The organism is Mesorhizobium sp. P2_F5, assembly GCF_056403715.1.
Window position 1 is genome coordinate 48,743 of the sequence record NZ_JBFUEY010000025.1, and the last position, 18,903, is coordinate 67,645.

At 58.9% G+C, this 18,903-nt stretch carries 18 protein-coding genes; 4 read left to right on the forward strand and 14 right to left on the reverse strand.

The window, feature by feature from the left end; all coding sequences use genetic code 11:
* Positions 1-15 precede the first annotated feature (15 nt).
* Genes AC1DYO_RS27165 through AC1DYO_RS27185 form a run of 5 tightly spaced genes read right to left on the reverse strand, consistent with a single transcriptional unit; the run spans position 16 to position 6,615 of the window.
* Positions 16-1,704: an ABC transporter permease subunit gene (locus tag AC1DYO_RS27165; RefSeq protein WP_477267494.1), complete on the reverse strand. Its 1,689-nt coding sequence runs from the start codon at positions 1,702-1,704 to the stop codon at positions 16-18.
* Positions 1,701-3,248 carry an acyl-CoA carboxylase subunit beta gene (locus tag AC1DYO_RS27170; RefSeq protein ID WP_477267495.1) on the reverse strand — a complete coding sequence of 516 codons (1,548 nt, stop codon included), beginning with the start codon at positions 3,246-3,248 and terminating at the stop codon, positions 1,701-1,703. The genes AC1DYO_RS27165 and AC1DYO_RS27170 overlap by 4 nt, the downstream gene beginning before the upstream one ends.
* Before the next feature lie 3 nt (positions 3,249-3,251).
* Complete coding sequence (locus AC1DYO_RS27175; protein ID WP_477267496.1) at positions 3,252-4,823, reverse strand: class I adenylate-forming enzyme family protein; 1,572 nt, start codon at positions 4,821-4,823, stop codon at positions 3,252-3,254.
* 32 nt (positions 4,824-4,855) lie between these two features.
* Entirely contained in the window at positions 4,856-5,506 is a 651-nt protein-coding gene (locus AC1DYO_RS27180) for a TetR/AcrR family transcriptional regulator (protein ID WP_477267497.1), read from the reverse strand.
* A gap of 23 nt (positions 5,507-5,529) precedes the next feature.
* Entirely contained in the window at positions 5,530-6,615 is a 1,086-nt protein-coding gene (locus AC1DYO_RS27185; RefSeq protein ID WP_477267498.1) for an extracellular solute-binding protein, read from the reverse strand.
* Between the two features lie 185 nt (positions 6,616-6,800).
* On the opposite strand from AC1DYO_RS27185, the gene AC1DYO_RS27190 reads away from it, so the two are divergent.
* The 4 genes from AC1DYO_RS27190 to AC1DYO_RS27205 all read left to right on the forward strand — a co-directional run bounded on the left by AC1DYO_RS27190 (position 6,801) and on the right by AC1DYO_RS27205 (position 10,690).
* Positions 6,801-7,916, forward strand: coding sequence for an ABC transporter ATP-binding protein (locus AC1DYO_RS27190; protein ID WP_477267499.1), 1,116 nt, complete (start codon positions 6,801-6,803; stop codon positions 7,914-7,916).
* Positions 7,917-7,937: 21 nt separating this feature from the next.
* Positions 7,938-9,617 (forward strand): acetyl/propionyl/methylcrotonyl-CoA carboxylase subunit alpha, encoded by a 1,680-nt coding sequence (locus AC1DYO_RS27195; RefSeq protein WP_477267500.1) that lies wholly within the window; start codon positions 7,938-7,940, stop codon positions 9,615-9,617.
* 59 nt (positions 9,618-9,676) lie between these two features.
* Positions 9,677-10,138 (forward strand): thioesterase family protein, encoded by a 462-nt coding sequence (locus AC1DYO_RS27200; protein ID WP_477267501.1) that lies wholly within the window; start codon positions 9,677-9,679, stop codon positions 10,136-10,138.
* Between the two features lie 63 nt (positions 10,139-10,201).
* Positions 10,202-10,690 (forward strand): thioesterase family protein, encoded by a 489-nt coding sequence (locus tag AC1DYO_RS27205; RefSeq protein ID WP_477267502.1) that lies wholly within the window; start codon positions 10,202-10,204, stop codon positions 10,688-10,690.
* Positions 10,691-10,848: 158 nt separating this feature from the next.
* On the opposite strand, the gene bhcD is transcribed toward AC1DYO_RS27205, so the two are convergent.
* From bhcD to AC1DYO_RS27250, 9 genes are all read right to left on the reverse strand, one after another.
* Positions 10,849-11,814, reverse strand: coding sequence for an iminosuccinate reductase BhcD (bhcD, locus tag AC1DYO_RS27210; protein ID WP_477267503.1), 966 nt, complete (start codon positions 11,812-11,814; stop codon positions 10,849-10,851).
* Positions 11,811-12,857, reverse strand: a complete 1,047-nt coding sequence (bhcB, locus tag AC1DYO_RS27215; protein ID WP_477267504.1) for a beta-hydroxyaspartate dehydratase BhcB — start codon at positions 12,855-12,857, stop codon at positions 11,811-11,813. The genes bhcD and bhcB overlap by 4 nt, the downstream gene beginning before the upstream one ends.
* Before the next feature lie 14 nt (positions 12,858-12,871).
* Positions 12,872-14,062 (reverse strand): L-aspartate--glyoxylate aminotransferase BhcA, encoded by a 1,191-nt coding sequence (gene bhcA, locus AC1DYO_RS27220; protein ID WP_477267505.1) that lies wholly within the window; start codon positions 14,060-14,062, stop codon positions 12,872-12,874.
* A 31-nt stretch (positions 14,063-14,093) separates the two neighbouring features.
* Positions 14,094-15,161 (reverse strand): DUF4392 domain-containing protein, encoded by a 1,068-nt coding sequence (locus AC1DYO_RS27225; RefSeq protein ID WP_477267506.1) that lies wholly within the window; start codon positions 15,159-15,161, stop codon positions 14,094-14,096.
* A 134-nt stretch (positions 15,162-15,295) separates the two neighbouring features.
* The gene (gene bhcC, locus AC1DYO_RS27230) at positions 15,296-16,459 is read right to left on the reverse strand and encodes a 3-hydroxy-D-aspartate aldolase BhcC (protein WP_477267507.1); all 1,164 of its coding nucleotides are present in this window, start codon (positions 16,457-16,459) and stop codon (positions 15,296-15,298) included.
* 132 nt (positions 16,460-16,591) lie between these two features.
* Positions 16,592-17,038 (reverse strand): OsmC family protein, encoded by a 447-nt coding sequence (locus AC1DYO_RS27235; RefSeq protein ID WP_477267508.1) that lies wholly within the window; start codon positions 17,036-17,038, stop codon positions 16,592-16,594.
* 31 nt (positions 17,039-17,069) lie between these two features.
* A complete protein-coding gene (locus AC1DYO_RS27240) occupies positions 17,070-17,489 on the reverse strand; it encodes a GlcG/HbpS family heme-binding protein (protein ID WP_477267509.1) in 420 nt (139 codons plus the stop codon).
* A 25-nt stretch (positions 17,490-17,514) separates the two neighbouring features.
* Positions 17,515-18,270, reverse strand: coding sequence for an SDR family NAD(P)-dependent oxidoreductase (locus AC1DYO_RS27245; protein WP_477267510.1), 756 nt, complete (start codon positions 18,268-18,270; stop codon positions 17,515-17,517).
* A gap of 189 nt (positions 18,271-18,459) precedes the next feature.
* The coding region (locus AC1DYO_RS27250; RefSeq protein WP_477267511.1) for an alpha/beta fold hydrolase at positions 18,460-18,903 on the reverse strand (444 nt) is incomplete at its 5' end.

Below are 18,903 nucleotides of genomic sequence, written 5' to 3' on the forward strand. Positions count from 1 at the left end.
CGAGTTCCTTTCTTTTCAGCCGGCTTTTCTGGCGAACCGAACGCCGTAAATCAGCGCGCCGACAAGAACCGGGGCGGTAACAATCGCCGCGACGGCCGATACAGCCGGCGTGATGCCGCTGCGCAGCAGCGAATAGATGGTGACCGGCAAAGTCTTGTCGAAACTGGTCTGGAACATCGCGATGACCGCTTCGTCCCAGGAGGTCACGAAGGAGATGATCAAGGAGCCGATGATGGACGGAATGATGCTTGGAACCACGATCGACCAGAAAGCCTTGATGTTCCCAGCACCCATGGTCCACGACGCCTGCTCCATGGACACGTCGACAAAGGACAAGGCGTTGGCCAGCACCAAAAACGTAAGCGGAATGCACAGCACAGCATGTGCGAGAACGAGTCCTGCATCAGTGCCAATGAGCCCCAGCCGGCCCTGAACGTCGAAGATGCCGATCGCGAGGAGGATCACAGGCACGATCAGCGGCGCGATCGCGACGACCTGGATCACGCCTTGCCAGAAACTGGAGCCCAAGCGCGAACCGGCGCGCGCCAGTGCCAAGCCGCACAAAGTCGATACCACAGCGGTAGCCAGGCCAACCCGCACGCTTTTCAAGAATGCTTCGATCCAAGTGTCGGATGTCACGACTTCGGCGAACCATTTCCAGGTAAATCCGACAGGCGGAAAGCGAATCTGCGTGGTTTCGGTAAAGGCTGTCGGGATGACAATCAGAAGCGGCAAGATCAGAATGACCATAACGGCGGCGAGGGCCACTACGCAAAGCGCCGTGGTCGCAGTAAGCCTAAGTGGCTCATCTGCCGCAGCACCGCGCGTGCCGGACTGTACGGGCGTCAATATTCCCTTCCCGCCGACGCGCAACGCGACCAGATAGCCTAGCGTGGAAACGAGCAGCAGAACTACCCCCATCGCGGCGGCCTTGCCCCACTGATAAATCTGGATTTGCTGTTGGATGAAGATGGGGATCGTTAGGTTGTGCGGCCCGCCAAGAATCGCCGGGGTGAGAAAAAAACCCAGCGCCAGTACGAACACCAGCACCGTCCCACTCAGCAATGTCGGTCGTATCTGAGGGAAATAGACATCTAGGAAAACGCTGCGCTCCGCTGCGCCCATGGTGCGAGCGGCCGTCAGGAGCGACACGTCAATCGATCGCATGGCAGAGACCAGCACCAGTATCAAATACGGGAGCAAATACGCGACCATGCCGGTGATGGTGGCAAAGGTGTTGTAAAGGAGCGGCAGCGGGCCAAGGTCGAAGACGGCAAGGCCGGCGTTGACGATTCCCTGCTGCCCCAGGATTGTCGTAAACGCAAAGAGCCTGACGATGATCGATACCCAAAACGGCATCAAGATCACGACCATCATGAGGGATGACATCTGACGCGACATGCGCGAAATGAGGTAGGCGGTTGGGAACGCCAAGATGACGGTGATCACCGTCGCCACGATCGCGAGCATCAGACTTTCCAATACGACCTGCCGGAGCAGATCGTCCTTCGCGATCGCTATATAGTTGCCCCAATAAATGCTGTCGAAGACGGCCCGCCCACGCTGGTTGAGGCTGCGCAGCAGGATGCTGTAGAGCGGCCAGAACAGCATCAGGCCAAACAGCACAGCTGCCGGCGCCACCAAAGCGAGGCGTCCAGTGCGGACGGCAAGGCGCCCGCTAACGACTGCGGCTGTGGTCGTCATGAGGCGGGACTGGTGGCTGGGCGGCCGTAGAACAACTTGACGAGCCGGGCCAAGTGACCGCGGGTGTGACGGGGATCGATCATTTCTTCAGCGGAGAAATTCTCGATCGCGCGCCAAACGGAAGCCTGCGCTTCAAAACGCTTGGTGAGCTTCTCTTTCAACGCGGGTCGGTCCTGGGGGGAAACGGCGTCCAAATCAGCACGGAATGCGGCTTCGACTCCGCCCTCGATCGGCATGTCGCCCCAAGCGGCACTTGGCCAGCTCAAGCGTAGGCTCATGGGGTTGGCACTGCCGGTGGCCACACCGCCGAGACCATAGGAGCGACGAACCTGAATTGTGTAGACGGGGACCTCGGCCTTCTGGATCGCGCGCAGCGCCATTGCACCAAACCTGAGGACGCCCGCTTCTTCCGCCTTCGGGCCGACCAGAAAGCCCGGCACATCCGCGAGGTACGCAATCGGAATGTGGAAACGGTCGCATAACTCGACAAATTTCGTTTGCTTGAGCGACGAGGACACATCAAGCGAGCCGGCGAGGAACCGATTGTCCGAAGCAATCAAACCAACCACATGCCCCTCGATACGCCCGAGACCGGTGCGCACTGACCGGCCATAATCGGGCGCTATCTCGAAGAAACTGTCGGTGTCTGCCACGCAGCGCAACAATGCCTGCGCATCATAAATACGCCGGGCACTGGGAGGGACGATCGCCAGAATCTCCTCTTGGTCATTAGCCGCCCAGGTCGGCAGGACAGAAGGACGATCACTCACATTGTTGGGGAGATAGGAAAAGACCCGCCGCAACATGGCCAGGGCATCGTCTTCGTTCGCGGCCTGATTGTCGATAATGCCTGAGGTGCGTACATGCACGTCGACGCCGCCCAGGGCAAACTTGTCGATCTCAAGCCCCAGCGCCTGCTTGACCACTGGCGGCCCGCCCGCAAACAGGCAGCCGTTATCCTTGGTCATCACCGAAAAATGCGACATGTGGGCACGCGCGGCCGAACTGCCCGCGGTGGGTCCGAGGACGGCGGTGAGAACCGGCACATGCTCCATGATATCGAACATGGGATAAGTCGGTTTGGCTGCCTGCAGTTCAGGATAGCCGATCGCCTCCTGCAGGATTACGGATCCGCCCACGCCGTTGATCAGCAACACCAGGGGAATCCGATAGCCGAGTGCGAATTCTTCGATGAAACCCGTCCAACCGCCCTTGTAGCGCGGCAGGTGGACGCCAACCCCTCCCCCCTCGACGCTGTAGTCCTCGGCCCCAATGGCGGCCGGACGCCCGTCGATTTCACAGAGCCCGCAGACGAAGGTCGACGCCAGCAATGACCCGTCTTTCGTCGGGGTGGTCACAAAAGTCCCAATCTCCAGGAAGCTCCCGTCATCGGCCAGCTTCAGGATGCGTTCACGCGCGGTCGATCGACCGTGCTTGTGCTCGCGTGCGACACGGTCAGGGCCACCTGACGCCATGGCGACGAGCCTGCGGCGCTCCAGTTCTTCGAGTAGCGGCGCCCATTCAGGATGCGGAAGGTTGGCCATTGATCATGCTCCTACGCTGTCGGAAAGCATCGTCGCACACAGGCGCGCGAGTTCGGCCTTGTCGATCTTGGTCGCGTTGCGGACCGGAAAAGCGTCCATGAAAAACATGTGACGCGGCTTCTTGTATGAGGCGAGCCGCTGCAGCGCGAGACTGAGGATTTCGTCTTTTCCAGCGACCTCTCCCTTGCGCATCATCACGCAGGCGCACACGGCTTCGCCGAACTCAGGATCAGGCACGCCGACGACTGCGACATCGAGAACTGCGGGATGCTGGCGCAACGCGTTCTCGATCTCGGCCGGGTAAATATTTTGACCTTTGGAGATGATCAGGTCCTTGGTGCGACCGACAATGTAAATCCAGCCCCCCTCGTCCATGCGGGCTAGATCGCCGATCTTGAGCCAACCATTCTTGACCGTTTCAGCGTCGAGCTGAGGGCTTTGCCAATAGTTCGTCATCACCGAGGGGCCCGCCGTCCAGACCTCACCGACTTCTCCGACCGGCACAGCAACCCCTTCTTGATCGAGAAGACGGATCGACTGTCCCGGCGCGACCCTGCCGACCGAGCCGGGATGGTTTTCGATGTCATCGCCTTCGATGAGCGTCGCCATGCCGGATTCGGTCGAGCCGTATGAGATCGTCAGGCTGATATGCGGCCAGCGCCGACGGACTTCAGCCATCAGCGCGGGCGGACAATTCTCGCCCCCGGTGTACCACCACAACATGGTATCGAGAGGCACGCGCTCCTCATTGTCCGCGGCAATTAGATCGCGAAACATCGAAGGAAACATCAGCACATGGCTCACCCGCCACTGCTTGATGAAATCGATCAGACGCCCGGCACTCCAACCGCGGCTGGGCATGATCGCCACCGTGCCACCCACGAAAAAGGTGGGTATGGAACTCTCGTTCATCGCCGCCGTGTTGAACATTGGCGCGTTGAGCAGCATCACAGATTTGTGGTCGAGGCGGCGGAACTGCGTGACCTGCTGCATGGCGCACCACACGATCGCCTGAGACCGCATGGCGACGCCTTTCGGGCGCCCGGTTGTGCCCGATGTGTAAAGGATCATATGCACATCATTCGGGATGGGGGCCCCAATCGGTGGGGTTGTCGTCGCCAGGCCTTCAAACCCGGCTCCTCCAGCATCAGTCTCCAGCATGATGATGCGAGGTCGCCGCTCGAGGGAGGGCAACGCGCCTTCGAGCGAGGCCATCAAATCAGCTTCGGTGAAGACCACGGTCGCTTCGCAGTCGTTAAGGATCGACGCGATCTCGGGAGAGGTCAGCCGGAAGCTGACTGGAACGAAAGTCAGCCCTGCGTAGGCGCAGGCAAAATAAAGCTCAAATGTCTCGCCCCGGTTGAACAGCAGGGTCGCCACCCGATCGCCGGTCTGCAGACCCATCTCGCGCAGCGCCCCGGCAAGCCTAAGAGCCCGTTCCCGCAACTGGCCATATGTCCGGAAGCCATTTTCCCATACCAGCGCAATTTTGCCGGGGTGCTGCAATGCTTGCGGGCCGTAATCGCCAAGGATTGACGATACACAGCCGAGCGCACCCAGATTGGAGCTGACCATAGTGTTGCTTCCATAAAGTTTAGACGAGTGGCCTAGCCAGTCGCGCGAATTTCTTCTGCCGAGGGCAGACCGGTAGCGGCGCCAGAAGCCGCAACTGTTGTGAGGCGTCGGATCCAGAAACGCACCGGCGATTGCTCGCGCAATCGGGCCATCACATCCTCGTCGAGAAGAGCATGCAGGCTAAGACCGTCTGCCAGTCCGACAAGGTCCGTCGCTATTGCCTTGCGGTCGATATCGTCTGGAAGATCGCCATGTTCTTGAGCCCGGCGCAAGGCCGTAGCGACTGACTTGCGCCAGCCCACTAGGTAGGACTCGACCTCCTCACGCAACCCCTTATCTGTTATCGCTTCCACGAAGAAGAAGAAGAAGATCCGGCTCAGCGCCAGTCGACGGCTATCCAGCGGAACACTGCCCTCAAGGATTTGCTCGAGCGCCTGCAGGCCATCGAGCGTCGTGAGGACGCGTGTATTGTGCTCCGCCAGAATTTCCGCCGCGCGGCGCAAGCCGCCGAGCAATAGGTCCTGGCGTCCATGGAAATAATGACCAATGACGCCAGTCGACCAGCCTGAGCGTTCCGCCACAGCACGGATCGTGACGCCCGCCATCCCGGACTCGGCCACGATATCCAGAAGGACATCGCAGATCTGGCGTCGCCGTTCGTTGTGGTCCACAATCCGTGGCATGATGTAGAGGCCCTCCCTTGGGATCAGTTCAGGGCGACCCAACGATTGAACCGATCAACTACGTCTGGAAGATTCTTCGCGTAGTAGTCGGCATTCTCCAGGATCGCCTTCTTGGCATTGTCGCCCGCCACGATCCACGCTGCAACGTCTTCGCCGTAGTCGGACGGCGACAGGCCGGCGATGCCCGTTGCGTAGGTGATTTTCTTCACCAGAGCCTTCTGGCCTTCCGTATCGCCGATGAAGTGAGCAATCATTGCCTGTCCCGCGATGGCGTTGGGAGCGCCCTTGGGCACAGCATAAACAGCGGAGGAATAGAGCGAGTCCTGCCAGGCGATCGCCAGTGGCGATTTGTCGTTCTTCACGGCATTGTAGACGCGACCGCTCCAGGCTACGCCGATCGAGCACTCACCGCTCGACAAGAGACGGATCGCATCGTCGCCATTGCTCCACCAAAGGATGTCTGACTTGATTGAATCGAGTTTGGCGAAGGCCTTGTCGAGATCAAGTGGATAAAGCTTTTCGCGCGAAACGCCGTCGGCCAGAAGCGCGGACTCAAGCACCGCTCCGAATTGCGGGTACTTGAACATGCAGCGCTTTCCCGGAAACTTGGCAAGGTCATACAGGTCACGCAGGCTTGTCGGCGCACTAGCTGCGGAAAACCTCTCGGTATTGTAGGTCAGCACAATGCCGTAACGCATCACGTCAACGCCGTAATCGTCGTAAGCGCCCTTATCCAGCTTGGAGAAGTCCACAATGGAGGGATCGAGCTTCTCAACGTAACCGGCATCGCGGGCGCGGATGAAATCGCCCTTGGTCGGGAACTCAATCAAGCTCCAGGGAATCTGAGCGCCGGAATCCTCTGCAGCGAAGAACTTCGTCGTATCGGCATTGAAGTCCGACTTGATTGTAATCCCGGTCTCGGCGGCGAAGTTCTTGTTCGTAGTCTCGTCGCGGGCCCGGGTTGTCGCACCCCCAGATGCGTCATGCCAGACCAGCTCACCCTTGACCTTGTCGCGCAGATCCTTGGGTAAAACGTCTGCCGCAAGTGCAACCGACTGTGCTCCAACGCTGCAAAGCAGCGCGCATGCAAGTGCCTTAAGCGATGTCATGCCATTCCCCTTCGTTGTTTTATTACAACTGTTATATTAAAAACACCGCGGCGGAGGCTTCGTCAAGCCGAAAATCATGATTATTGACACAGTTGACCGAGTCGGCTTGATTTTGCGAAGGGACGGGCGCTATGATCGCTAGTCGGACGCGCCCAAGCCGAACTTATTTTGGACAACCGTTATAAATGGATCGTATGCGAGTTCCCCAGACCGTTGACCCCGCAAGATCGCCGACCACCGCGAACAGCATCACGATTGATGGGCTTGAATTGATCTTCCCAAACGGCTTCGTCGGCCTAAAGTCCACGAGGTTGGACGTGGCAGGCGGCCAGTTTTGCACCCTGCTCGGGCCTTCCGGCTCGGGGAAGACTACACTCCTGCGCGCGCTCGCCGGTTTGATCGCTCCTACCCGGGGACATATTCTTATTGGCGATACCGACGTCACGGCGTTGCCGGTCCAGGCGCGCAACATCGGGTTCGTGTTTCAAAACTACGCGCTCTTTCCGCACATGAATGTCGCAGAAAACATCGCTTATCCCTTGAAACTGCACAACTGGAGCGCCGCTGACCGGGAGGCCCGCGTCAAGGAGATCCTCAACCTCATCGAGTTGCCCCATGCCGCCGGGCATACTATCGGTCAACTGAGTGGCGGCCAGCAGCAGCGGGTGGCGATTGGGCGCGCATTGGCCTATCGTCCCTCGCTTCTGCTTCTTGACGAGCCCATGGGTGCATTGGACCGCCGCCTGCGGCAGCAACTCGGAGCAGATCTTCGCGAACTGCAGCAGCGAACTGGCATCACCGCGGTCTACGTGACGCATGATCAGGAGGAAGCTTTCATTCTCTCCGACAAGATTGCCGTCATGTCGCACGGCGAGATTTTGCAATACTCGACGCCAAGCGATCTGTATTCACGACCGCGATCGCGGTTCGTCGCGAGGTTCCTGGGTGAAGCGAATTTGATCGATGTCCAGTCGATGCAAGACAATATCGCCCTGACTGCCTATGGCCCGGTAAGCCTCAGCCAGACCGCCGAGCGCGGGAAAACTTCCAGCCCGGCGCTTTTGGTGCGACCAGAGGACATCCTCTTTAATCCGGGCCGGACGGCTGACGCGGCGCTCGCGCGACCCCTAAAAGTCAACGTATGTCGGACTCTCTTTCTAGGCAGCAGATGCCTTGTGACAGTCCTGGCGCCGGATGACAGCGAGATCTTGGTCGAGTGCAACAAGTCCGACGTCCCGAAAGCAGGCGACGATGTGTCGATTACGTGGGACCGCTCGGCTACTGTTCTTCTCGACAGCTGACGAACTCGATAGGCCGACACAATGAAGAAAATCCTGATCGCCAATCGTGGAGAAATCGCACTTCGTATCGTGCGCGCCTGCAAGGATGCCGGCTACATTTCAGTTGCCATTGCTTCGGAGGCCGATCGCCAGGCTATGCATGTCCGAAGTGCTGACGAATCCCATATCCTGAAAGGCACCGCCCCGCGCGAGACGTATCTGAACCAGGCGGCAATTCTTGCCGTCGCGGCACGTGTCGGGGCCGATGCCGTGCATCCGGGCTATGGACTACTCTCAGAAAACGAAACATTCGCCGCAGCCGTGCTGGCGGCTGGTCTGACCTGGATCGGGCCTTCGCCTGAGGCGATCGCACAATTGGGTGACAAGGTGGCGGCTCGCGCGATTGCCCGACGCGCCGGAGCGCCGTTGCTTCCTTCCTGGGAGGGCGATGACCTGACCACCGAGAAAGCGCGCGTGTTCGTCGAGGAGCACGGCCTGCCGGTGATCGTTAAGGCGCAGAATGGCGGCGGCGGACGGGGGATGCGGATCGTTCGCCAGGACGCTGACCTTGAAGCGCAGATCGCCGCCGCGCGCCGCGAAGCCGAACTCGCTTTCGGGCGTCCCGAATGCTTTATCGAGCGGTACGTCGAGCACGCCCGACATGTCGAAACGCAATGCCTGGCAGATGCTTACGGTCGGGTGGTCGTTGTATCGACGCGAGATTGTACTCTGCAACGGCGACATCAAAAGCTGGTGGAGGAAGCCCCGGCTCCCTTCCTCGATCCGGGGCAAATCGCGCGGCTGACAGAGGCTTCCGTGGCCGTCCTTTCAGCGGTCGGATATCAAGGCGCCGCAACCTGCGAGTTTCTTCTGACCGGCGACGGCGACATTTTCTTCCTAGAGGTAAATACACGAATTCAAGTCGAACACCCGGTGACGGAGGAAGTGACAGGGGTCGACCTCATTCGTGAGATGTTCAGGATCGCCGAGGGCGACCGCTTGCCGGAGAGCTTCCCTGCGGCACGCGGGCACGCAATCGAGTTTCGTATCAATGCCGAAGATCCGTGGTCCGATTTTCGCCCGGCTCCCGGCCACATCGATAGGATGCATCTCCCAGCCGGACCAGGCGTTCGCACTGATTTCGGCTATGCCGGTGGCGACACGGTACCGCCCTACTATGATTCGATGATCGGCAAGGTGATTGTTGCCGGCCGAGATCGGCCGGAAGCCTTGGCCCGAGCCCGACGTGCGATGGGAGAGTTGCAGATTGCCGGCGTTAAGACGATCGCCCCCCTTCATCGGGCCATCCTGATTTCCCCCGAATTTTGTGCACTTCACGCCGAAGGTTTCGCAATACACACCCGTTGGATAGACGCCGAATTGGAACGACTGGCGCAGACAGCGAAGTCATTTGTTGCGGAAGGCGCGGCGCCTGAAGTTCGACTTGCGGACGTCGTTTCGTTCGAACAGGAGCCATCTCCTTCACCGGCAACGGAGCCGCCGCCTTACCGCGTAGGCATCAAGGCACCGCTGTCGGGAGTCATAATGGAGGTGTGTGTGAAAGAAGGAGACGCCATCGGCCAAGGCGACACGGTCGCCATCATGGAGGCTATGAAAATGGAGCAGCCCGTCGTGGCCGAAGTCGCCGGCGTCGTCGCCAAGATAAATGTCGCGCAAGGGTCATTCATTGAAATGGACGCCGATATTATGGGTGTCAACTGACAGTGCCTGTCGCTACGTTCAGTGCGGGGGCTCATGACGAGACGCCACAGGCAAACGCGTTGCTGACCTTGGAAACCACCGTCGATCCGATTTGGATCGACTACAACGGTCATATGACGGAATGGCAGTACTACAAGGTTCTGGCGGACGCAGGTGAGAACCTCCTGAGGGCTGTCGGTTTCACCGAGGACTACCGCCTGCAAGGCTACAGCTTCTTTTCGGTGCACGGCGTGATGCGCAATCTCAAGGAATGCCGCGTTGGAACGCCATTGTGCGTATTTTCCGAAATGATCGGATATGATCCTGTCCGCCTGCACATCTACCAATACGTCGTCGATCGCAGTCGCGATGTGACGGTGGCGACGGGAGAGCACTTGATGCTGCACGTCGATACTTCACGGCGAAAGAGGACCCCCATAAACTCCTATATGTCGGACTGCCTTGAAGGCGCCCTTCGCAGATGGAAGCCAATCCTGCGGCCCAAAGGCTTGGGCGCGCAGTTGAGCGGCGTTGATACGTGAACGATTTGGATCGAAGGAAGCGCGTCAGCAGCCTTGCACCGTCCAAAGACAGTGAGGAAAATTGTGTCGATACCTTCACCGTTTATCTCCGAACCCATCCAGATCCAAAGCGACTGGTGTGACGCCGCCGGCCGGCTTACCCTTGCTTACTATGGCATTGTTTTTGACCGTGGCGCGGAGGGCGCCTTCGAATTGATGGGAATGGGTTCAGCCTATACTGAACTACGCAGACTCTCGTACTATACGGCGGAAGCGCATGCTTGCTTCATTCGTCCCCTGCACACCGGCGACCAGGTGGTGGTCAACCTTCAGATTATCGATCGTGACGAAAAGAGAATACGATCGTACCAAGAGATCCACCATGTAGATGGATGGCTGGCGGCCACGACGGAAATCCTGTCGCTACATGTCGACCTGAGTGGACCGAAAGCGGTTCCCTTTCCGCAAGACGTCAAAGAAAAGCTGGACGCCATGACTGCCGTCCACGCAACATTACCGATTCCGGAACGAGCCGGCAGAAACATCGATCTCGCCTATAGTGATCAGCAATGACGAAAAGCTTGCACCGCAGGGGATCAACATCAAAACTGAAATGAGAAGCGGCGGCACATTCCGCAATTAACTGCTCCCAAGCCAGGCGACAGCGCCGAAAAAGGGCCCTCGAGCAGGATCGCGTTGAGAACCTGGCGCTGTGCCACCAACGGCCAGCCCTAAAAATCCACCTCAATGGCAACGCCCGTCAAGATTGCCCTGTCTACGGCTGCAGAGGCGACAGCCAGGTCTTGCAGCCCCACGCCGGTTCCATCAAACAGAGTAATCTCTTCGGCATCGGTGCGACCGAAATGATCGCCACGAATGACGGCGCCGATCTCGGTAATGTCGGCGGGTCGGATAAGCCGTTGCTCGACAGCATGCTGCGCCTCGCCAATTGTGGCGGCCTGCGTAATCTCGTCCGCAAAAACGGTGGCGATGGCGAGGAGTTCGGGCTCCACTTCCTGTTTACCCTTTGTGTCCGTTCCCATGCAGGCAATATGAGTGCCCGGTCGCACCTGGGACGCCTTAAGGATTGCCTTGAAGGACGACGTGATCGTTATGATCACATCGGCCTGCTGGCCAAGTTGGTCAAGACCGACAGACTCGAATGGAAGGTCTCTTTCGTTTGCTACCTGTTCCAGGCGGACGAGCATTGTCGGATCGATGTTCCAAGCGACAATCTTTTCGAACGGCCGCTGATCCAGAGCAGCCCTGAGTTGGAAAGTCGACTGATGGCCGGCGCCGATTATGCCAATCACTTTCGATTTGGGGCGTGCCAGATACTTTATCGAAATTGCTGAAGCAGCGGCAGTCCGCATGGCGGTCAGGAGATTGCCGCCCACGGCGGCGCGGCAGCGGCCGCTGTCTGCGTCAAAGAGAAAGACGGTCGATTGATGGTTTGACAGGCCACGCCGGGTATTGCTCGGCCAGAACCCTCCCGACTTCAGCCCGAGGATAAGCCTCTCACGGTCAAACCCCGATTTGAAGCCGTACAGCGCGTCGGCGTGGCCAATTGCTTCCCGTATAACGGGGAAATTGTAAGCCGACTTACTTGCCATGGAAGCAAATACGTTTTCGACCGCCACTTGGCAGTCGGTGGGAGAAACAAGCCCCGCGATTTCGTGTTCAGGAACGATTATCATGGCTTCGTCCGAGCTACCGTGTTGGTAGGCGGCCTGGCCGTACCCGCAAATCCCTGCCCAGGACGTTCGGCCGACATGCTTCCTGGCGCCATATCTGAGTTCCACGGCAATTTTTCGAGGTCAACGTTCCCGCCGGTGAGGATGACACCGACCCGCTTGCCGGCAAAGGCTTCGGGGTGTTTCAGAATCGTCGCCAGCGGAACGGCACTTGAGGGCTCGATTACGATCTTAAGACGCTTCCAGATCAGTTTCATGGCATCGACAATCTCTTGTTCGGATGCGGTGTGAACATCGCTGACGTATTTATTGACGAAATGCCAGGTGAGTTCCTTGAGGGGGACTTTGAGCCCGTCCGCTACCGTGTCGGGCGCGTCGTCAGCGATTATGTATCCAGCCTTGAAGCTTCGGAACGCGTCATCGGCCTGCTCCGGTTCGGCAGCATAGGTTTTCACATGCGGCGCGAGGCCTGACAGCGTCAGGCAAGTTCCCGACACCATTCCGCCTCCGCCGATGGGCGCGACCACTGCGTCCAGCCCTTCGACCTGCTCGATCAGCTCGGCCGCGCATGTCGCCTGCCCAGCGATCACACGAAGGTCGTTGTAGGGATGGACGAATTCGGCACCCGTCTCTGCGACCACATCGGCAAAGACCGCCTCGCGGCTGGAGGTCGATGGCTCGCATTCCACCACATGACCTCCGTAGCCCTTGACGGCATCCTTCTTGGCCTGTGGCGCGGTGCGGGGCATGACCACGGTGCAGGGTATGCCCCGACGACCGGCGGCATAAGACAGGCATGTCCCGTGATTGCCGCTGGAATGCGTTGCGACCCCTTTCTTTGCCTGTGCTTCCGATAGCCCGAAGACGGCATTTGAAGCACCGCGCGCCTTGAATGCCCCGGCTTTCTGGAGGTTCTCGCATTTGAAGTAGAGCTGCGCCCCGGTCATCTCGTTGAGCATACGCGAGGTCAAAACCGGGGTGCGGTGAATATGCGGGGAAATCCGCTCACGCGCCGACAACATGTCATCAAGCGTTGGGATGTACATCGTTGCATCCACGCTCAGGCAGCCTGCTGCTGCTGCCTGCCAGCGGTCCGGCGGTAGTGATCCTGCGCAGCAGCCACGCCTGATCCCAATTTCACCTTGATGCCAAGGTCGAGCATCGTCATTTCTGCCGTGGCAATTCCCGAGAGGGCCATCACATCGGTAAGGCTGCCCAAATGGCCGATACGGAAAACCTTGCCGGCAACATCGCCAAGTCCGGTTCCAAACGCGACGCCGTAGGTGTTGAGCGCGTGCGCCACGATTCCGTTTGCGTCAAAGCCTTCCGGCACACGGATCGCGCTGACCGTGTCGGAGTAGAGTTCGGGGCGCGCAGCGCAAAGGGGCAGCCCCCAGGCATCCACGGCTCTTCTAACCCCCTCCGCAATGCGCTGATGCCGCGCAAAGACGTTCTCGATACCCTCGTCCAAAAGGATCTCGGTTGCGACCTTCAGTCCATTCAGCAGCCCGACAGGCGGCGTATAGGGATAACCGTTGTTTGCGTATCCGTTGGCCATATCCCGGACATCGAAGAATGTCCGCGGCAGCTTGGCTGCGGCAACCGCCTCGAGCGCGAGAGGTGAAAAGGCGACGATCGCCAGGCCTGGCGGCAGCATGAAGCCTTTCTGGCTTCCTGTGACCGCAACATCGACCCTCCATTCGTCCATTCGAAAATCCATCGAGCCGACCGAACTTACGCCATCGACAAACAGCAGCGCTGGGTGTCGAGCCGCATCCATGGCCCGCCGAACCGCTGCGATGTCGGAGCGAACACCGGTCGCGGTCTCGTTGTGGGTGGCAAGAACCGCTCTGATACTGTGCCCCTTGTCAGCGGTCAGTATTTCCTCGTAACGGTCGGCGGAGACCCCCTCGCCCCATTCCTGCACCACCACCTCGACCTCGAGCCCATGGCGCTTGCACATGTCGATCCATTTATGACTGAACATGCCGTTGCGTGTGGCGAGAACCTTATCTCCGGGCGAAAGGGTGTTGCTGATGGCCGTCTCCCACCCGCCCGTGCCCGTTGATGGGAACACGAAGATCGCGGATCTTTCTGACTTGAGTATTTTCTTCACACCTTCCAAGGCCGGGTGCAGTATTTTGCCGAAGAGCGGACTGCGGTGATCGATGGTTGGCATGTCGACAGCCTTGCGCAGCACATCGGGTATGTTGGTTGGGCCGGGGATGAAGACTGGATTTTGGCTGAACATGGGCAGCATCCTTTGGAAAAATTGAGCTGAATTACTTCAGTTGGCGCCAGTCGCCACCTTGACCCTTCCAACCGACGACGCGACCGTTGAGCCGTTCGATTGTGTTGCGCATGCTCGTCACAAGCCCCGCCCACTCAGCCGCAGAAATGCCGTCCACCGCCGGTTCGGGTCCCATAAACATGCCGTCGACGCCTCCGAAGGACACGCACTGTTCGATGCATCTGCGCTCCAGTTCGCCGTCATGAAAGACTGAAGGGTTTTCGAGCACTGCCGATAGCGCCGCGATAAGCCCTGTGGCACCCCAGTTGGATACGTTTGAGACGATAAGATGATCAGCCGCTGTTGCCGCGGCAACACCTCCGCGTCCTGGATGCCCGCTGTCCCTGGCCTTGGGAGAGAACGTTCTGAGATCCTCAGCGATCACGCCCATGCCCAGTTCGTTTCCGCCGTCGCCAATGGCAATGAAGGGGACGCTTTGAGCTTTGGCGCGGCGAAAGAACTGATCGAGGTCAGCTACAAGACCGTCGAGAGGCCGGCCCCCGAGGCCATGATATAGACCTCGGTCGTTCTGGCCGGGTCGTTCAATCGAGATCACCAGCGACGGTTTCGTCACATCAAGCAAGGCATCCGTGATGGCCCTGCAACCGGCGTCGTCCTTCGGCACGCTGCGGATATACACCGGGCGGATGAAATCTATCGATTTGATTAGGCCATCGGCGGGAAATGGAAGCGGAGACAGTCCAGCACCGCGGCAGGTGCCGATCATCATTTCGACCCAGTCATTGTCGGTCAGGATCACGGTCTCGATACCGAACCCCAGAAACAGAGCGCGTGCGAGGAGAGCCGCTCCAACAGGACCATCGGTTTCCGGAACACCGGCGCCTTCAGGAAAACCTGTGGCGATAACGACCGGGCCTTTGTGTTCCTGGGTCCGGTCACAAATCAGCTTGGCGGCGTGCATGCACGCTGGACCTGGCTGGCGCTTCTGAAGCGCATCATGAAGCTTGCCGATCAACCCCACGCCGGTCAAGTCGAGAGTCATGAAATTTTCGATCGTCTGGGCGATTTTCTCCCAGCTTGGACTTGTTGGATCAAGCATAATTTGCTCCGGGGCCGTTGCTCAAGCTCAGCTTGAAAGTAAGATCTGTTGAAGTTGGGCATCCAATTTCGGGGAGCATGCGCCATGCTTGCGAGCACGACCGGCCAGCTCCCGAAGGGACAGGCTTTTAATCGTCAATATGCCTTGCCTCGCGCCGACACCGGCCACAATGTTTCGACCTTACCGCCGCGCACTCCTACGTACCAATCGTGAACATTGCAGGTTGGATCGCAGTGACCAGGGACCAGCCGCAGCTTGTCATTGACCTGGAGGATGCCGTTCGGATCGTCGATGACGCCATGTTCGTCGGTCGCCTTGACATACTTCACGTCGCTGCGGCCGTAAACAAAAGGCAATCCGGAGTCGACCGACTGCACTTTCAGCCCCGCGTCACAAATGGCTTTGTCCGGCTTGGAATGGCTCATGATGCTGGTCAGAATGAAAAGTGCGTTCTGCCACTCGCCCTGGTCGATCCGCTTTCCCCCTTGATCGAGAATCCGGCCGTAGTCAGCGTCCATGAAGGCATAACTGCCGCATTGAAGCTCATTGTAGACGCTGGAATTGCTCTCGAAATGATAGCTGCCGGTGCCGCCGCCACTGACAAGCTCAGGCTCTAGGGCAACGGCATTGAGAGCCTGGACGGCATCCCTGACTTGTGCGATCGCGATATCCAGCTTGGCCTGGCGGTCCTGGTACTTTTCGAGGTGCTGCATGGCCCCCTGATACGCTTGAATTCCCGTGAACTTGAGCCCGGAAGCAGCATTGATGGCTTTGGCAAGCTCGACAACGGCTGCGCTTGTCATGACGCCGCAACGCCCGGACCCGCAGTCGATCTCCACAAGGCATTCGATCAACGTGTTGTGCTTTCCAGCGGCAGCCGACAATTCACTGACATTCTGGAGATCGTCCACGCAAACGATTATCCGCGCACCGAACTTCGGCAGGCGCGCCAGTCGATCGATCTTCAGAGGATCGCGAACCTGGTTCGAAATCAGTACGTCCTTGATACCCGCACGGACAAAGACCTCGGCTTCGGACACCTTTTGACAGCAGACGCCGATGGCCCCGCCCAGTTCCTGCTGGAGGCGCAAGACGTCCACAGACTTGTGCATCTTGCCATGGGCCCGGTGTCGCATTTTATGCGCCTTGGCATAGTCGCCCATTTTCTTGATGTTGCGCTCGAGCGCGTCAAGATCGAGGATCAGGCATGGCGTCTGAATTTCATCGATGGCCATGCCTGGAACGGCAGGCACATCGAAACCGATTTCCATTTCCTTGAAGTTCGCTACCGCTGTCAATTCCTCAACCTCCCTAAAAACACACCAGCTGGCAGTTGCACCAGACAGGCTATTGGACCGGCTTGGTCGGGACTTGCGGCTCCTACCTCTTCTCAACGAGGCACGGAATCCGCGGTAGCCCTTGGCCCAAGGTCAGCCCAGCTCGATGGTTACGCTCGACTTGATCGAATTGGCGATGAAACAACCTTTGTGAGCGCGATGATGAAGGCGCTCCAACGCCGCCCGGTCAGGCTGTTTGTCAGAGCCAAAGGTGACATTGGGGTGGAGCGTGATCGACGACACCCATTGGGCACCTTCGGGGCTCTTGGAAACTTCGCCCACCGCTTCGTCTACATAGCTCGTTACCTTGTAGCCACTCCCCTCGCAGATCGCCAGGAAGTAGAGCATGTGACAGCTCGCCAATGCATTCACCAGTAATTGCTCCGGGTCAGCCAGCGTGGGCGTGCCGAGATATTCGGCAGCTGCGGACACCGGAATTGTCACCTGCGGGCTGATGATCGCATGGTGGTCTCGGCTGTATGTCGGCTGCTGGGGGTGCGGACTCGCAGCCCATTCAAGGCGAACGTTGTGTTTTGACATTTGGATATCCTTTCTTGGTCTGCGGTGGCAGTTATGTCTTCTGAAGTGCGGCGACCATGATCTCGGCGATTGCCAAGTCAGCATCGACAGGGCCGCCCGACACGCCGACACCGCCGATAACGGTCTTGGCGTCACGAACCGGCAAGCCGCCGCCGAAGACCACGAAGGGTCTCTTGCCGCCACATGCATCGAGACCATAGAGCGGGGCTCCCGGCTGGACGATCTCAAGCCAGTTTCCGGAAGGGGAGCGCAGCGCGAGCGCGGTGTAGGCCTTGCTTTGCGCAATCTCGACTGTTGAGAGCGCAGCATCGTCCACCCGCATGAACGCCAGCAAATTGCCGCCTTGATCGACGATCGCCAGAGAAGATGGCTCAGACAATTCCCTTGCCTTTGCCGCGCCGGCCTCAAGTGCCTGGAGCGCGGCTTCATGTGTAATCAGCTTGGTCATCATGATATCCTTGCTTTGGCGGTGCGCCTTAGTTGTAGATGCCGCCGTCGACATTGATTGCTTGCGCTGTCACGTAGGAGGATTCGTCCGAGGCGAGATAGACAAAGAGCGGTGCGACTTCCTTGGCGGTCGCCTGCCGGCCGAGCGGGATCATGGCCTTGGCAGCCGCTTCCTGTTTCTCCCGGCCACCCATGAAATTAATAGCGGGCTGGTTGAACGGTGTGTCGATCCAGCCTGGGCACACGGCATTGACGCGGATTCCTTCGGATGCCAGCTCGAGTGCGAGGGTTGTTGCCAATCCAATGACGGCGGCTTTGGACGATGAATAGGCTGTCAGGCCCGGTGCTCCTCGCTTGCCGGCCAGCGATGACATCATCACCACAGACGACTTACCGCCCTGCCTGAGGAAATTCAGCGATTCGCGCACAAAGACGAAGTTCGCCCTGACATTGATGGCGAAGACCCTGTCCCAGTCCGCAGTCGAAAAAGTCTCAGCTTTACCCGAAAGCTGAATGCCGGCATTGAGGCACAACGTATCGATGCCATTCATCCACGTTGCTGCCTTGGCAATCGAATCCTTGATCTCCTCCTCTTTGGAGATATCAGCCTGCAGGAACTTCACCTTGCTCCCAAATGACCGCTCAAGGTCAGCGCCCCTCTTGGCATCGATATCGACGACCGAGACGATCGCGCCCTCGGCGACGAACGCCTCAACAATGGCAAGGCCGATGTTGGCGACGCCCCCGGTGAGAAGGACACGCTTTCCAGCCATACGTTCGGACATAGTGTTCTCCTGATCCATTCGAAAATTTGCAGTTTGCTTCAATCATTAGCGCGCGTGGGTCGCAGTGCGGTCTTGCGGTCTTTTGCTTCAAATGCTGCCGGTCACAAAGCGATCGGGCTTGCGAGATCCCTCATCGACTGCAATGTTAACGTTTACATTTCGGACCCGCCCTCATTGCTGTTCGGCGCCTCATCCTGTGCGTTTGACATTGTCGAGGATTGCCTGGTTGACGATTGAGGCGGCCTCCATCTGGGGCATGTGTCCTGCGCCTGGGATGATGGTGAGCGTTGCGTTGTCTGGCACGTCGGACGGCTGCGGGACCGGTACGACCTGGTCCTGGTCGCCCCAGATCAGCAGCACCGGGCAGTTGAGTGCGGCGAGGCTGTCGCCGATCGACTGGCGCTGGCCGTTGTCGTCGGCAATGATGTCGGCAATCGCGGTCAGCGCTTCCGGCACGCCTTCGAGACGCTTGAAGCGCAGCGTGCCCTCGACCATGTCGCTGGTGATCCTGGAGGGATCGGCAAACAGGCGCTCAAGCACGCTCGACAGCGGGCGCCGGCGTTCGGCGGCGATGAAGTCGGTGAGGAAGTCGCGGCTCATCGTCTTGCCAAGGCCGATTGGCGCGATCAGCGT

What these genes read in the sequence shown, in the direction of transcription:
- AC1DYO_RS27180 (WP_477267497.1), bottom strand. Translation starts at nt 5,506, where the DNA reads ATGCCACGGATTGTGGACCACAACGAACGGCGACGCCAGATCTGCGAT.
- bhcA (WP_477267505.1), bottom strand. Translation starts at nt 14,062, where the DNA reads ATGTTCAGCCAAAATCCAGTCTTCATCCCCGGCCCAACCAACATACCC.
- AC1DYO_RS27240 (WP_477267509.1), bottom strand. Translation starts at nt 17,489, where the DNA reads ATGATGACCAAGCTGATTACACATGAAGCCGCGCTCCAGGCACTTGAG.
- AC1DYO_RS27190 (WP_477267499.1), top strand. Translation starts at nt 6,801, where the DNA reads ATGGATCGTATGCGAGTTCCCCAGACCGTTGACCCCGCAAGATCGCCG.
- bhcD (WP_477267503.1), bottom strand. Translation starts at nt 11,814, where the DNA reads ATGATAATCGTTCCTGAACACGAAATCGCGGGGCTTGTTTCTCCCACC.
- AC1DYO_RS27170 (WP_477267495.1), bottom strand. Translation starts at nt 3,248, where the DNA reads ATGGCCAACCTTCCGCATCCTGAATGGGCGCCGCTACTCGAAGAACTG.
- AC1DYO_RS27235 (WP_477267508.1), bottom strand. Translation starts at nt 17,038, where the DNA reads ATGTCAAAACACAACGTTCGCCTTGAATGGGCTGCGAGTCCGCACCCC.
- AC1DYO_RS27245 (WP_477267510.1), bottom strand. Translation starts at nt 18,270, where the DNA reads ATGTCCGAACGTATGGCTGGAAAGCGTGTCCTTCTCACCGGGGGCGTC.
- AC1DYO_RS27185 (WP_477267498.1), bottom strand. Translation starts at nt 6,615, where the DNA reads ATGACATCGCTTAAGGCACTTGCATGCGCGCTGCTTTGCAGCGTTGGA.
- AC1DYO_RS27225 (WP_477267506.1), bottom strand. Translation starts at nt 15,161, where the DNA reads ATGCTTGATCCAACAAGTCCAAGCTGGGAGAAAATCGCCCAGACGATC.
- AC1DYO_RS27175 (WP_477267496.1), bottom strand. Translation starts at nt 4,823, where the DNA reads ATGGTCAGCTCCAATCTGGGTGCGCTCGGCTGTGTATCGTCAATCCTT.
- AC1DYO_RS27165 (WP_477267494.1), bottom strand. Translation starts at nt 1,704, where the DNA reads ATGACGACCACAGCCGCAGTCGTTAGCGGGCGCCTTGCCGTCCGCACT.
- AC1DYO_RS27195 (WP_477267500.1), top strand. Translation starts at nt 7,938, where the DNA reads ATGAAGAAAATCCTGATCGCCAATCGTGGAGAAATCGCACTTCGTATC.
- bhcB (WP_477267504.1), bottom strand. Translation starts at nt 12,857, where the DNA reads ATGTACATCCCAACGCTTGATGACATGTTGTCGGCGCGTGAGCGGATT.